The following is a 14,281-nucleotide window of genomic DNA, read 5'->3' as shown; positions in this document are numbered from 1 at the left end:
CGCGGCATACCCCCCATGAACCCCACACGAACACACCAAAGGAACAGGCACCGATGACCGTCACCAATGACCAGGCCCAGTGGTTCGCCCAGGCGTTCACCCAGATGGTCGAGAACGTCGACAAGGCCGTCCTGGGCAAGCAGCACGTCATCCGGCTGGCGCTGACCTGCATGCTGTCCGAGGGGCACCTGCTGCTCGAGGACTTCCCGGGCACGGGCAAGACCCAGCTCGCGCGGGCGATGGCCAGCACGGTGCAGGGCACCAACAGCCGGGTGCAGTTCACGCCCGACCTGCTGCCCAGCGACGTGACCGGGGTGACGATCTACGACCCGGCCAAGCAGACGTTCGACTTCCACCCCGGTCCGATCTTCGCCAACATCGTGCTGGCCGACGAGATCAACCGCGCCTCGCCCAAGACCCAGTCGGCGCTGCTCGAGGTGATGGAGGAGGGCCGGGTCACGGTCGACGGCGTGCCGCACCCGGTGGGCGAGCCGTTCATGGTCATCGCGACCCAGAACCCGATCGAGCAGGCCGGCACCTACCGGCTGCCCGAGGCGCAGCTCGACCGGTTCCTCATGAAGACGAGCCTGGGCTACCCCGACCACGAGGCGACCGTCGCCGTCCTCGCGGACGCCAAGACCCGGGACCGCACCAAGGCCCTCGAACCCGTCGTCACGAGCAACGTCGTCACCGACATGGCCGCGCTGGCCGACGAGGTGCACGTCGACCCGGCGATCCTGGCCTACATCTCGCGCATCGCCGAGGAGTCCCGTCGCCACGTGTCGATCAAGCTCGGCCTGTCGGTCCGCGGCTGCCTCGCCTTCGTGCGCTGCGCCAAGACCTGGGCGGCCAGCCAGGGACGCACCCACGTCATCCCCGACGACGTGAAGCTGATCAGCCACCCGATCCTGTGCCACCGCCTGCTGCTCACCGCCGAGGCGCAGTTCGCCAACATCACGGTCGACCAGGTCATCACCCAGATCCTGTCCGAGGTCGCGCCGCCCGCCGAGCGAGTCGCCTGAGCATGACGGTGCAGAAGCCAGGGCCGGCTCCGGGGCCGGACGCCCCGGAGCTCCCGGAGGACGTGGGCCACACGACCCGCCGAGCCGACCTCAAGCGGGGTCGGCGGACCGGACCTGCCCAGGCGCCTGCCTCGCCGTTGGTGACGCCGTCGCCGTTGGCGCCTCCTCCGTATGCCGGGTCGCCCGCTCAGTCGGGCGGTCGGCCAGCTGCGAGCGGTATTCGTCCCCGCCGGCTGCCCACGCTGCCCTCCATCACCGTGACCCGGCCCAAGCTGCCGACGTCGCTCACCCGTGCGGGGGCGCGTGCCTCGGGCGCGCTGGCGGGGCGCACCGAAGGGATCCGCAGCGCCACCCGACCCGGGTGGGCCCCCGTGGCGGCCTTCCTGGGGTGGGTGTCCTCGCTGGGCTGGAGCATCCTCTCGCTGGGACTGGCGTGCTGGCTGGTGGCTGCCCTGACCGACTGGGACGAGTGGGCCATGATCGGTGCGGCGGCGATCGCCCTCGTGGTGTGTTGTGCCTTGATGGCCGTGGGGCGCACCCGCGTGCGGATCGACACCGAGGTCGACCCGTTGCGCGTCACCGTCGGCGAGCCGGCCACAGGCCGCATCTCGGTCACCAACGAGTCCAGGCGCGGCATGCTGCCCCTGCTGGTCGAGCTGCCCGTGGGGATCACGGCGGCCCGCTTCACGCTGCCGCCCCTGGGGTCGGGCAAGGCCCACGAGGAGCTGTTCGTCGTCCCGACGGAGCGCCGTGGCGTCATCCCGGTCGGGCCGGCCTCGACCATCCAGGGTGACCCGCTGGGCATCGTGCGACGGGCCCTGCGCTGGACCGACGTCACCGAGCTCTTCGTGCATCCCCGGACGGTGTCGCTGGAGAGCCTCGGCGCGGGGCTGCTGCGCGACCTCGAGGGTGAGACCACCCAGGAGATGTCGATGTCCGACCTGGCCTTCCACGCCCTGCGCGAGTACCAGCCGGGCGACGACCGGCGCTACATCCACTGGCGCTCGTCGGCCAAGGCGGGTCGCCTGCTGGTGCGCCAGTTCCTCGACACCCGCCGCTCGCACCTGACGATCGTCGTCGACGTCGATCCCGAGAAGTACGCCGCCGGTGAGGAGGACGCCGAGACCGCGATCTCGGTGGCGGCCTCGGTGGGCAAGCGCGCCCACATGGACGAGCAGGACTTCACCATCGTCTGCCGCGACTCCACCGCCTCCCGCACGAGCGCGCCCCTGGCCATGGATGCGCTCGCGCGCGTCGAGCTCGGCCGCAGCGACCTCTACGCCATGGCCGGCGAAGGCCTGTCCCTCGCCCCCGACACCTCCATGGTCGTGCTCGTCACCGGATCGGCCACCCCGTTCATCCAGGTCCAGCGAGCCCTGGGCCGGTTCGAGACGGAGGTCCTGCGGGTGGCCTTGACCATCGACCGCGACCAGCGCGTCGGGGTCAAGAACGTCGGAGGCATCACCCTCATGAACATCCACGGCCTGGCCGACCTGCCTGCCGTCCTGATGGGGGTGATGGCGGCATGAGTGCCAACCCCCTCGCCCCTCCCCGCGAGTCGATGCTGCCCACCGAGCGCACCGGCGCCGACCGCCGGGCCAGCCTGCGCGCGACCCTGCTCCCCTCGCGTGACGACCTCGTCGACCTCGGGTTCACGGCGCTGCTGGTCGCCTTGGCGCTGTGGGGTTTCCGCACCGTGTTCTTCGGCTGGGAGTGGCTCCTCGCGGCCGTCGGCGGCCTGCTGCTCGGCCTGCTCGTCGCCCACGTGGTGACGGCCTTCCGGCTGCCGGCGGTGGTCACCATGCTCGGTCTCGCCGCGGCATACCTCGTCCTGGGCGGGCCGCTCGCGGTCCGTGACCACCTCGCCCTCGGGGTGTTCCCCACGGGGCGCACGGTCCACGACCTCGCAGCGGCCGCGGTGCACGGGTGGAAGCGCCTGCTGACCCTGCTCCCGCCGGTCGATGCCACCGTCACCCTGCTCGCCCTCCCGCTCATCGTCGGCCTGGTCGGCGCGGCCGTCACCTACACCGTGGCTCGCCGCCGCAGCCACGGGTATGCCGTCGTGCTGCCTCCGCTGGCCGCCCTCGCCCTGACCATCGCGCTCGGCACCCTCGAGCCCGCTTCCCTGGTCGCGCAGGGGGCCGCCTTCGGGCTGGCCGCGATCGGCTGGATGATCGTGCGCAGCACCCGGTCGCGCCCGCCCCTGCAGAACGGCGCGGGGCGCGGGGCCCGGCTGGGCATCGGCACCGGGCTGCTCGCCCTGGCCGCGGTCGCGGGACTGGTCGCGGGTCCGCACCTGCCGGGCACCGACGGGGAGCTGCGCCGGGTCGCCCGCACCGAGGTGGTGCCGCCGTTCGACATCGCTGCCTTCCCGAGTCCCCTGGCCGGCTTCCGCAAGTACACCGAGCCCAACGAGGCCAAGCTCTGGGACACCGCGCTGATGCGCATCACCGGAGCCCCCGCCGGGACCCCGGTGCGGTTCGCCACGCTCGACAACTACGACGGCAGCGTGTGGGGCGCCGGCTCGCGGGCCGGCGAGGACTCGCCCGATCCGGGCACCGCGTTCCAGCAGGTGGGGGAGCGGGTGAGCGCCCAGGGTGAGGGCACGCCGGCCACGTTGCGGGTGACCATCCCCGAGGGTGGTTACTCCGACGTCTGGCTGCCCACGGTGGGTCAGGTGACGGGGGTGCAGTTCGGCGGCGTCCGGGCCGACCTGCTGGCGTCGCGGTTGTGGCTCAACACCGACACCAGCACCGCGATCGTGCCCGACCGGGTCAGCCCTGGCGACCGCTACACGATGGACGTGCTGCTGCCGACCGAGGTCGTGCGCGACAAGCTCCCCGAGAGTCTGTCGCCTGCCAGCGGCAACCTCGCGCAGAGCCAGGAGCTCGGGTTCCTCGACTCCAAGATCGACGCCTGGACCGGCAATGCCGCGAGCCCGTGGGAGGAGCTGCGGGCGGTCGCCACCGCCATGCGGGGCGACGGGGCCTACACCGACGGAGGCACCAAGAACTCGGTCGAGAGCTACTACCTGCCCGGGCACTCCCGCGGACGCCTCGCCCGCTTCGTCGGTGCGACCCAGCTGGCCGGCAACGACGAGCAGTACGCCGCGACGCTCGCGCTGGTGGCCAACCGCTTCGACATCCCGACCCGCGTGGTCATGGGTGCCGAACTGCCCGAGGGCGGCGTCGTCAGGGGCCGCGACGTCCACGCCTGGGTGGAGGTGCAGGACAACACCGGTGTGTGGATCCCGTTGCTGTCCAAGACCTTCCTGCCCGACCGCAACCAGAAGCCCAACCAGCTGCAGTCCAAGACCGAGGAGCAGAAGGTCGGTGCGCTCGTGCCACCACCGGCAGGGGTCAACCCACCGAGCGTGCTGCAGGGTCCCGACCAGGCCCAGAACGCCGTCAACCTCAAGAAGCCCCCGAAGAAGCTGTTCGACCCCTCGGCCTGGCCGTCCTGGCTGCGGTTCCTGGTCTTCTACGTCGTGCTGCCGCTCCTGGTCCTCGTCGCGCTCTACGGAGGGATCCGCGGGGCCAAGGCCTGGCGCCGGCGCCGGCACGCCACCCGGGGCACCGCGACCGCGCGGGTCGCGTGGGCGTGGGACGACCTGATGAACTCGGCCAAGTCCTTCGGCCACTCCCTGCCACAGCGGTCGACCCGACTCGAGCAGGCCGCTGCCCTCCACCGACTGCCGACCGCGAACGCCCTTGCCGTGCAGGCGAATGCGTTGATCTTCGGCCCCGGCACCCCCGAGGTCGCCGATGCCGAGGGCTACTGGACCGCGACCAACCAGGCCCGCCGTGACCTGCGGGCCAACTGCGACTTCTGGCGACGCCTGCGCTCCGATGTCGACCCCCGTCCGCTGCTCGCCCGCGGGCCGGAGATCCCCGGCGCGGGCAGACGCTCGCTCCCGACGTTCGCCACCCTGACCCGGAGGACTGCCACCCCGTGAAGCTGAAGTTCACCCTGCGATCCCCCGGCGACGTCGACACCGACCTCGTGGCCACCGTCGACGGCACCACCACGGTGGGGCAGCTCGCCGAGTACCTCGTCCTCTCCGACCCGTCACGCGCAGCCGACGCCGCGGTGCCGGGTCAGGGGCATGGTCAGGGGCAGGGCCTCGGTGACCTCACCCTGTCCCACGTGGCCGACGGCTACCGCGCCGTCGACGCGCGCGCCACCATCGCCGAGAGCGGACTGCGCTCCGGCGCCCACGTCGCGGTCACCCGACGCACCGAGGGATATGCCGACCGCGGCCAGTCCGTGGCCACCGCCGTGATCGTGGCGGGGCCGGACGCCGGCCGCGAGGTCCCGCTCGGTGCCGGCACGGCATACCTCGGTCGCGGTCGCGGCTGCGAGATCCAGCTGGGCGACGCCCAGGTGTCGCGCCGCCACGCGCGGCTGCTGGTGACCGACATCGTCGAGGTCATCGACCTCGGCTCCTCCAACGGCGTGCAGGTGCAGGGGCAGCAGGTCGACCGGGCCGTGCTGCGCAGTGGCGACCGGTTCACGATCGGCGAGACCGAGGTCGAGGTGCGCATCGCCGGTGGCAACACCGGCCTGGCGGCCGCGCGGGGCACCTCCCTTCCGTTCTCGCGCTCGCCGCGGATCGCGCCGCTCTACGTCGGCCACGAGTTCCCGGTGCCGGCGCTGCCCGAGCGGCCCAAGCCGGAGCGACCCCCGTGGATCGCGGCCGCGGTGCCGATGCTCATGGGCGTGGCCCTGGCGGTGGCACTGACGAACCCGATGTTCCTGCTGTTCATCCTGCTCACCCCCGCGATGCTGTTCGGCCACTACCTCGAGGCCCGCCGCACCGCCCGCAAGGACTACGAGCAGGCCCTGGTCGAGTTCCGCGAGGACCTCGGGATCATGGTCGAGCGGCTCACGGAGGAGCAGGAGCGCGAGGTGGTCGGGCGGCAGGCCGAACACCCGGCGAGCAGCGAGGCGGTCGAGGCGGTCGGCAGCGCCTCGAGCCTGCTGTGGACGAGGCGCCCGGGTGACCCCGGGTTCTGCGAGTTCCGCCTCGGCCTGGGCGCCCTGCCCTCGCGCAACACGCTCAAGCTGCCCGAGCTGGGCCGCTCACGGGCCGAGGCGTGGCTCGAGGCGTCGCGCGCCGTCGAGGGCAGGGGTGCCGTCGACCCGGTCCCGGTCGTCGCCGAGCCGCTGCGCAGCGGCTCCATCGGCATCTCTGGTCCGCGCCAGCGGGCTCTCGAAGCCGCCAGGGCCGTCGTCGTCCAGGCCGTGGCCCTGCACTCCCCGGCCGACCTGGTCGTGGCGGCGGTCGGATCCCCTGCCACGGCCCGCGACTGGGACTGGCTCAAGTGGGTGCCCCACACCGCGTCACCGCACAGCCCGGTCGACGCTCGGCACCTGGCGAACACCGGCCCCGCGAGCCTGTCCCTCGTCACCGAGCTCGAGGAGCTGATCGCGACCACCGAGCCGGCCCGCGAGCTGGAGGACGACGCGACCGGCCCGGTGCAGGGTGCGTTCAAGCCGCCGCGCCTGCCGGTCGGGCGGCCGGTCATCCTCCTCATCGTCGAGGACGACGCCCCGGTCGAGCGCAGCCGGCTGGTCCAGCTGGCCGAGCGCGGCTGGCGCCACGGCATCGTCGTCCTCTGGCTGTCGCCGACGACCGCGACGCTGCCGGCGGCCTGCCGGACGTTCGTCGAGCAGGGTCCCGAGCCGGGCGACGCCGTCGTCGGCTACGTCGGCGAGGCTGTGGTGCGCCTGCCCGTCACTGCCGACGCCGTGGTGGCGGAGGAGGTCGAGCGACTCGGCCGTCAGTTGGCGCCGCTCATCGACTCCGGGGTCCCCGTGGAGGACGAGAGCGACCTGCCCAGGTCGGTGTCGTTCCTCGCCGTCGTCGGCCAGGAGCTCGCCGAGGCCCCCGGGCCGGTCATCGAGCGGTGGGGGGAGAGCAGGTCGATCCTCACCGGCCCCTACGCCGCAGCCCCCGTCGCCCGCCCGAAGCCGGGGAACCTCCGCGCCGTGATCGGCCAGTCGGCCGCCGGCACCTTCTCGATCGACCTGCGTGCCGACGGCCCGCACGCGCTGGTCGGTGGCACCACAGGTGCGGGCAAGTCCGAGCTGCTCCAGGCCTGGATCCTCGGCATGGCCGTGGCCCACTCCCCGCAGCGGCTCACCTTCCTGCTCGTCGACTACAAGGGCGGTTCGGCCTTCCGCGACTGCGTCAACCTGCCGCACACCGTCGGCCTGGTCACCGACCTCTCGCCGCACCTCGTGCGTCGCGCGCTCGCCTCCCTGTCGGCCGAGCTCAAGCACCGCGAGCACATCCTGGCCCAGCACAAGGCGAAGGACCTCGCCGAGCTCGAGCGCCGCGGTGAGGTGGCCGCTCCGCCGAGCCTGGTCATCGTGGTCGACGAGTTCGCCGCCCTGGCCCAGGAGGTGCCCGAGTTCGTCGACGGGGTCGTCAACGTCGCGCAGCGCGGACGCTCCCTCGGGCTGCACCTCATCCTGGCCACGCAGCGCCCCGCGGGCGTCATCAAGGACAACCTGCGCGCCAACACCAACCTGCGGATGGCGCTGCGGATGGCCGACGAAGCCGACAGCGACGACGTGCTCGGCACGCCCGTGGCCGCCTGGTTCGACCCCGCGCTCCCCGGGCGCGCCGTGTCCAAGTCCGGTCCGGGACGGCTCACGCCCTTCCAGACGGGGTATGCCGGTGGGTGGACCACCGGCGAAGCGCCGCCTGCGTCCCTGGACGTCGAGACGCTCGGTTTCGGGATCGGCACCTCGTGGGAGCTCCCGGTGGCGGAGGACTCACACGACGTGGTCCAGGAGGACCTCGGGCCCACGGACATCCAGCGCATCGTGGCCCAGATCGGCGCCGCGCGGGAGGCCGCCGAGATCCCGGCCCCGCGCAAGCCGTGGCTGCCCGAGATGGCGCCGGTCTACGAGCTGGCCGACCTGCCGACGAGGCGACGCGACGACGAGCTCGTCATCGGCATCAGCGACGACCCGGACAACCAGACGCAGCCGCCGATCAGCTTCCGGCCCGACATCGAGGGCAACCTCGCGGTGTTCGGCGCCTCCGGTGCGGGCAAGAGTGCCTTCCTGCGCACGGTCGCCGTCGCCGCCGGCTTCACCGTCCGCGGCGGACCGTGCCACGTCTACGGCCTCGACTTCGGCAACCGCGGGCTGGCGATGCTCGAGCCGCTGCCCCACGTCGGGAGCGTCATCTACGCGAGCGACCACGAGCGGGTCGTCCGGCTGCTGACGATGCTGCGCGAGACGATCGACGAGCGCGCGCTGCGGTACTCCGCCGTCAACGCCGCCACGATCACCGACTTCCGCCGTCTCGCCGACGCGCCGGACGAGCCCCGCATCCTGGTGCTGGTGGACGGCCTCACCAGCTTCCAGGCGGCCTACGACAGCCATGCGGGACAGCGGTGGCTCGACCTGTTCACCTCGTTGGCCGGCGACGGCCGACCCGTCGGCGTCCACTTCGTGGTGACGGCGGACCAGCGCAACGGTCTCTGGGGTGGCCTCTCCTCGGCGATCCAGAGCCGGGTCGTGCTGCGCATGGCGACGGTCGACGACTACCTGTCGCTCGACGTCGCCCCGGACGTGCTCTCCCTCCACTCCGCCCCCGGACGGGCCATCGTCCACGGCCGGGAGGTCCAGATCGCGGTGCTCGGCGGCTCCGCAGACTCCACCGTGCAGGCGCGGGCCATCAACGGCTTCGCCGAAGGGGTCCGCAGGGCCGGAGTGCCGCAGGCGCCGCCGATCCTGTCGCTGCCCGAGTCGTTGTCGCTGTCCTCACTGCCGGCCACCGACGAGTCCGGCCGTCCCGCCATCGGTCTGTCGTCCACGACGATGCGCCCGATCGGCTTCGACCTGCGCGGCAGCCAGATCGTCCTGGGGCCCTCGGGCAGCGGGCGCACCACCGCCGTCCTCACGATGGCGCAGGCCGCCCTGCGGGCCCAGCTGGGGCTGCGGTGCTGGCTGTTCAGCCCGCGTCGGTCGCTGCTCACCAGGGCGACGGGACTGTGGACCGAGACCGCGGTCGGCGTCGACGAATGCCGGGCCCTGGCCAAGCGGCTCAAGGACGCGGTCGTCGAAGCCGGACCGGGTGGAGCCTCCATGCTGGTCGTCGTCGAGCGCACCCAGGACTTCGACGGGTCGATGGCCGAGGACGAGCTGGTCGAGCTGTTCAAGGCACTCATCAACTCTGAGCAATGCGTTGTGACAGAGGCGGACTCGGGCTTCTACAACTCCAACTACGGCATGGCCGGCTCGCTCAAGACCTCTCGTTCCGGGCTGTCGCTGCAACCCAGTGGCGACGAGGCGTCGGCCTTCGCCACCGACTACCGCGGGGTCAGCCGGGACCAGCTCCTGGAGGGCCGTGGCTTCCTGGTCCGGCGGGGGAACCCGGGACTTCTGCAGGTGGCCCTGCCGCTGTCGGTGGGGAGTCCTCCCCATTGAGCCCACTGACGATCCACCCATAGTTTGTGCGCACCAAGGCTTTTCGCATCACCACCACATCACACACGACGGCGAGCGCAGCAGGCACTCGCACCGAGAAGAGGGGAACTGACATGGCTGAACTGTCCATGCAGACGGGCGTCGCCCGCACGCAGGCCGGCGTCCTTGACGACTCCGCGCAGAAGATCAAGAAGGCGAAGACCGAGATCGACGACCTGATCGGCCAGCTCAAGAGCAGCTGGTGGGGTGAGGACCAGAAGAAGTTCGAGACCAAGTGGAACGGCGCGTATGCCGCGGACCTCACCAAGGCCTCGACCGGCCTGAGCAAGGCCGCGGACCAGATCCGCACCGAGGCCAAGCAGCAGGACCAGACCTCCAACTGAACCAGCCCTGACCAACCACGAACTTCGTAGAAGGAGAACAACCATGCTTCCCACTCCCGATGGTGGCAGCGGCGGCGGCGGCGGCGAGAAGAAGGGAATGGACCCGGCCAAGGTCCAGGACATCGCTTCGCGCCTCGGCAAGGCCAAGGCCGACCTGCAGCACGCCAAGCAGGACGCCGACCAGGCGGCCAACAAGCTGCACAGCGCCTGGCACGGCCCGGACTCCAACCGGTTCCAGTCCTCGTGGAAGTCGGACTCGAACAACATCGACCAGTGCGTCCTCGACGTCACCGAGATGCACAAGCGGCTGCAGGCCGAGCTCGCCGAGCAGAAGGCCACCTCGAACTAGAGCCACGCACCCGGTGGCCGCCCCTTGGTTCACAGGGGTGGCCGCCGGCGTGACCTCGACCCACCACGTGCCCCACACGGCACCTCGCGCAAAGGCAGAGCACCATGGGCGGCACGGACAAGAAGGGCATGGAGAACCAGAAGGTTCGCTCCATCGCCGAACAGCTGTCTCGAGTGCACCGCGACCTGACCGACGCCACTGCCAACGCCGAGAAGGCCGTGCGACAGCTGCGCTGGGTGTGGGAGGGCGACGACGCGACCACGTTCTTCAACGCCTGGCCCACGACCAGGAACACCTTGGACCTCAGCACCGGGGGCGTCGACGAGCTCGCCAAGAAGCTGCGTGAGGAGGTCGGCGAGCAAGAGCTGACCTCTGGAGTCGCGGGCACCGGCGGCGACAGCGACGGTGACGGCATCCCCGACCGCGACGACCGCGACGACGACAACGACGGTGTCCCCGACGAGCGGGACGACGACGGCGACAACGACGGGGTCCCCGACGAGGAGGATCCCGACTTCCACGACTTCGACGGCGACCCCGACGTGGTGCCGGGCGAGGGTCACCCGCTCCCCGGCGACGAGGACGGTGGCGTTCCCTACAGCGGCGACCCGCTCGACGAGGACGGCGACGGCACTCCCGACACCGAGGACACCGACGACGACAACGACGGCATCCCCGACGAGGACGACCCGGAGCACCGGGACGACACGCCGAGTCCGTTCGACGCGGTCGAGGTGAACGTCGGCATGACGCTCGCCGAGGGCGACCAGGAGCTGTGGGACGAACAGCTCGCCGGTCACACCTGGGGCGACGAGGACGGAAACCACCTCTCCGTCGAGGCGCTGGGCACCGACGCCAGCGCGGACTACCAGGCCGGCTTCTCGCAGGACGGGCTCGTGCTCGCTGGCGGCGTCACGGCCGGCGCCTACGTCGCCAAGGTCAGTGGTGCCTACTCGAACAGCTACGGCACCGCCGCCGAGGGCAAGGCCTTCGTCGGTGCGGAGGGCAACGCTGACGCCGGCTTCACGCTGGGCGCCGACGGGGCCAAGGCCACCCTGGGTGGCGAGGCCTTCGCCGGCGGCAAGGCCGAGGGGTCCGTGAGCCAGGACCTCGGCCCGGTCGATGTCGGAGTCGGGGGCGAGATCTCCTACGGCATCGGTGCCCACGCGGAGGCTGACGCCGAGTTCAGCAGCGACAACATCGGTGTCTCGGTGGACATCGGAGCCACCCTCGGCCTCGGTGGTGGCATCAAGCTCGACATCGGGTTCGACCCGCCGTGGTAGCCCCACCCGCACGATGTGATGGCATGGCAGCACCCGCCCGGCAGACCCCACTCCTCACCCTGCGGTACGCAACACTCTCCCCCTGCGGTACGCAACACTCTCCCTGCGGTACGCAACGAAAGGTCCCGACGAGATGACCACCCTGACCTACCCCTCCGAGCGTTTCCCCGCACCCCCGTCGGTCAGCCTCGACGTCCCGGACACCTGGGAGCCGGTCTCGGTCCCCGCCGTAGCCCTCGCGGCACGGCAGGCCGAGCAGAACGCCGACTTCACGCCCAACGTCATCGTGCGCCTGGGGACCCGGCCGGCTCTCGACCAGGTCTCCGACGCGGTCATGGAGCTGCGGGCCAGCACCGAGAACCGGCCGGGGGCCCAGATCGCCGAGGCGCGGCCGATCCAGCTCGACGGGCTGGAGTTCCACCGCGTCGACCTGTCGTGGACCGATGCGCAGTTCGGCGTGATCCACCAGGTGCACGCGTTCGCCAGCCTCCAGCGCGACGAGGCCGTCCAGGACTTCGTGCACATCACCGGGTCGGCGGGCGGTCAGGGCGGCGAGACCGACCTGGCCCTCGTGGAGCAGGTCATCGCGTCCGCCCGCGTCACCCGCTGACCCGACCGCTCGCGACTTGTTGCGTCCTGCTGGTCACCCGACCCGCATTTGCGGGGTCCCGTGACAATCTGCGGGCAACAAGTCGAAGAGGGTCGGGACTTGTTGCCTCCTGCTGGTCACCCGACCCGCATTTGCGGGGTCCCGTGACAATCCGCGGGCAACAAGTCGCGGCAGCATGGTGCCCCCGCGGCATACGAAAGGGGCACCTCCCGCGTGGTGCGGAAGGTGCCCCTTTCGTATGCCGTGAGGCGCTGGGGTCAGCGCTCTTCGGTGCCGGCGATGAAGGCCTCGAGCTTGGTGCGGCCCTCGGTGTCCTCGCGCTGCACGGGCGGGGACTTCATGAGGTAGGACGAGGCGCTGATGAGCGCGCCGCCGATGCCACGGTCCTTCGCGATCTTGGCCGCACGGATGGCGTCGATGATGATGCCGGCCGAGTTGGGGGAGTCCCAGACCTCGAGCTTGTACTCGAGGTTCAGCGGCACGTCGCCGAACGCGCGACCCTCGAGGCGGACGTAGGCCCACTTGCGGTCGTCGAGCCACGCGACGTAGTCGGACGGGCCGATGTGGACGTTGCGGCTGTCGGTCAGACCCGCGAGGGCGCCCGTCAGGTTGGACGTGACGGCCTGGGTCTTGGAGACCTTCTTGGACTCCAGGCGCTCGCGCTCGAGCATGTTCTTGAAGTCCATGTTGCCGCCGACGTTGAGCTGGTAGGTGCGGTCCAGCGTGACGCCGCGGTCCTCGAACAGCTTGGCCATCACGCGGTGCGTGATGGTGGCGCCGACCTGCGACTTGATGTCGTCACCGATGACCGGGACGCCAGCGGCCTCGAACTTCGCGGCCCACTCGGGGTCGGAGGCGATGAAGACGGGCAGGGCGTTGACGAAGGCCACGCCCGCGTCGATCGCGCACTGCGCGTAGAACTTGTCAGCGACCTCGGAGCCCACCGGGAGGTAGGAGACGAGCACGTCGGCCTTGGTGTCCTTGAGGACCTGGACGATGTCCACGGGCTCGGCGTCGGACTGCTCGATGGTCTGGGCGTAGTACTTGCCGATGCCGTCGTAGGTGTGACCGCGCTGCACGGTGACGCCAGTGGGCGGCACGTCGGCGATGCGGATGGTGTTGTTCTCGGAGTTGCCGATGGCCTCGGAGAGGTCGAAGCCGACCTTCTTGGCGTCCACGTCGAAGGCGGCGACGAACTCGACGTCCTTGACGTGGTACTCACCGAACGTGACGTGCATGAGCCCGGGGACGTTGCCTGCCGGGTCGGCGTCCTTGTAGTACTCGACACCCTGAACCAGCGAGCTGGCGCAGTTGCCGACGCCAACGATGGCGACGCGAACGGATCCCATGGGAATACTCCTTCAGTTGTTAGAGGTGATGCTCGAGGGTGGTGCTAGGGGGGTTTGGGGCAGTGGTGCTTGGTCGAGAGATGGTGCAGGTGCAGCGGTATGCAGCGTGGTCGCCGAGGCGGGGACGTTGCGCTCGGCGGTGATCAGCTCGTTGAGCCAACGGACCTCGCGCTCGGCGGAGTCCAGTCCGTGCCGCTCGAGGGCGGTGGTGTAGGTGTCGAAGCGCTCGCGGTTCTTGGCCGAGCTGGTGCGGATGTTGTCCAACCGCTCCTCCAGCCGGCTGCGGCGTCCCTCGAGGATGCGCAGCCGGACCTCGGCCTCGGTGCGGGCGAAGAAGGCCAGGTGGACGTCGAAGGTGTCGTCCTCCCACGCGGTCGGCCCGGCTTCCTTGACCAGCTCCTGGAAGTGCTCCTTGCCGTCCGCGGTGAGCTCGTAGACGATGCGTGCCCGCCGGGAGCCGGAGGTGGCCGCCGCGTGCTGGGTGCCCGTCGCCTCGGCGATCAGTCCCTGGTCGGTCAGCCCGCGCAGGCACGGGTAGAGCGTGCCGTAGGACAGGGCGCGGAAGACGCCGAGCGCCGCGTTGAGGCGCTTGCGCAGCTCGTAGCCGTGCATGGGGCTCTCGTGCAGCAGCCCGAGGACGGCGAACTCGAGGAGTTCGGATCGACGGCTCATGACTGGTCAGCACCTCCCCTTCGCGATCGGCAGACGGACCTCGTCCGTGGTGGTCACCGGGTGTTCGACGACAGGGACAGCGTACACCAGATATATCGAGCCGATATATCTGGGGAACGCTCCGCGCCGAGCGGGCCCCGCGGCATACCCGGGGCACCGAATGCA

The 14,281-nt window shown here is 71.0% G+C and carries 10 protein-coding genes; 8 read left to right on the top strand and 2 right to left on the bottom strand.

The window, feature by feature from the left end:
* Nucleotides 1–53: 53 nt before the first annotated feature.
* The 8 genes from AC1DYG_RS04980 to AC1DYG_RS04945 all read left to right on the top strand — a co-directional run bounded on the left by AC1DYG_RS04980 (nucleotide 54) and on the right by AC1DYG_RS04945 (nucleotide 12,095).
* Entirely contained in the window at nucleotides 54–1,022 is a 969-nt protein-coding gene (locus AC1DYG_RS04980; protein WP_477638784.1) for an AAA family ATPase, read from the top strand.
* Between the two features lie 2 nt (nucleotides 1,023–1,024).
* The gene (locus AC1DYG_RS04975; protein ID WP_477638783.1) at nucleotides 1,025–2,551 is read left to right on the top strand and encodes a DUF58 domain-containing protein; all 1,527 of its coding nucleotides are present in this window, start codon (nucleotides 1,025–1,027) and stop codon (nucleotides 2,549–2,551) included.
* Entirely contained in the window at nucleotides 2,548–4,977 is a 2,430-nt protein-coding gene (locus tag AC1DYG_RS04970) for a transglutaminase-like domain-containing protein (protein ID WP_477638782.1), read from the top strand. Before AC1DYG_RS04975 ends, AC1DYG_RS04970 begins: the two co-directional genes overlap by 4 nt.
* The gene (locus AC1DYG_RS04965; protein WP_477638781.1) at nucleotides 4,974–9,470 is read left to right on the top strand and encodes an FtsK/SpoIIIE domain-containing protein; all 4,497 of its coding nucleotides are present in this window, start codon (nucleotides 4,974–4,976) and stop codon (nucleotides 9,468–9,470) included. Before AC1DYG_RS04970 ends, AC1DYG_RS04965 begins: the two co-directional genes overlap by 4 nt.
* A 113-nt stretch (nucleotides 9,471–9,583) precedes the next feature.
* Nucleotides 9,584–9,853 (top strand): hypothetical protein, encoded by a 270-nt coding sequence (locus AC1DYG_RS04960; RefSeq protein WP_477638780.1) that lies wholly within the window; start codon nucleotides 9,584–9,586, stop codon nucleotides 9,851–9,853.
* A gap of 43 nt (nucleotides 9,854–9,896) precedes the next feature.
* Nucleotides 9,897–10,202 carry a WXG100 family type VII secretion target gene (locus tag AC1DYG_RS04955; protein WP_477638779.1) on the top strand — a complete coding sequence of 102 codons (306 nt, stop codon included), beginning with the start codon at nucleotides 9,897–9,899 and terminating at the stop codon, nucleotides 10,200–10,202.
* A 104-nt stretch (nucleotides 10,203–10,306) separates the two neighbouring features.
* Nucleotides 10,307–11,485, top strand: coding sequence for a hypothetical protein (locus tag AC1DYG_RS04950; RefSeq protein ID WP_477638778.1), 1,179 nt, complete (start codon nucleotides 10,307–10,309; stop codon nucleotides 11,483–11,485).
* Between the two features lie 133 nt (nucleotides 11,486–11,618).
* Nucleotides 11,619–12,095 (top strand): hypothetical protein, encoded by a 477-nt coding sequence (locus AC1DYG_RS04945; protein WP_477638777.1) that lies wholly within the window; start codon nucleotides 11,619–11,621, stop codon nucleotides 12,093–12,095.
* Nucleotides 12,096–12,352: 257 nt separating this feature from the next.
* Here the strand turns inward: AC1DYG_RS04945 and AC1DYG_RS04940 are convergent, their stop codons facing one another.
* Nucleotides 12,353–13,444 carry an inositol-3-phosphate synthase gene (locus AC1DYG_RS04940; protein ID WP_477638776.1) on the bottom strand — a complete coding sequence of 364 codons (1,092 nt, stop codon included), beginning with the start codon at nucleotides 13,442–13,444 and terminating at the stop codon, nucleotides 12,353–12,355.
* A gap of 12 nt (nucleotides 13,445–13,456) precedes the next feature.
* Nucleotides 13,457–14,116, bottom strand: a complete 660-nt coding sequence (locus tag AC1DYG_RS04935; RefSeq protein WP_477638775.1) for a PadR family transcriptional regulator — start codon at nucleotides 14,114–14,116, stop codon at nucleotides 13,457–13,459.
* Between the last annotated feature and the right edge of the window lie 165 nt (nucleotides 14,117–14,281).

Source organism: Pedococcus sp. P1_H8, from assembly GCF_056405175.1.
Note: the sequence above shows the minus strand (reverse complement) of the source record. Positions and strands in the feature narration are given on the sequence as shown.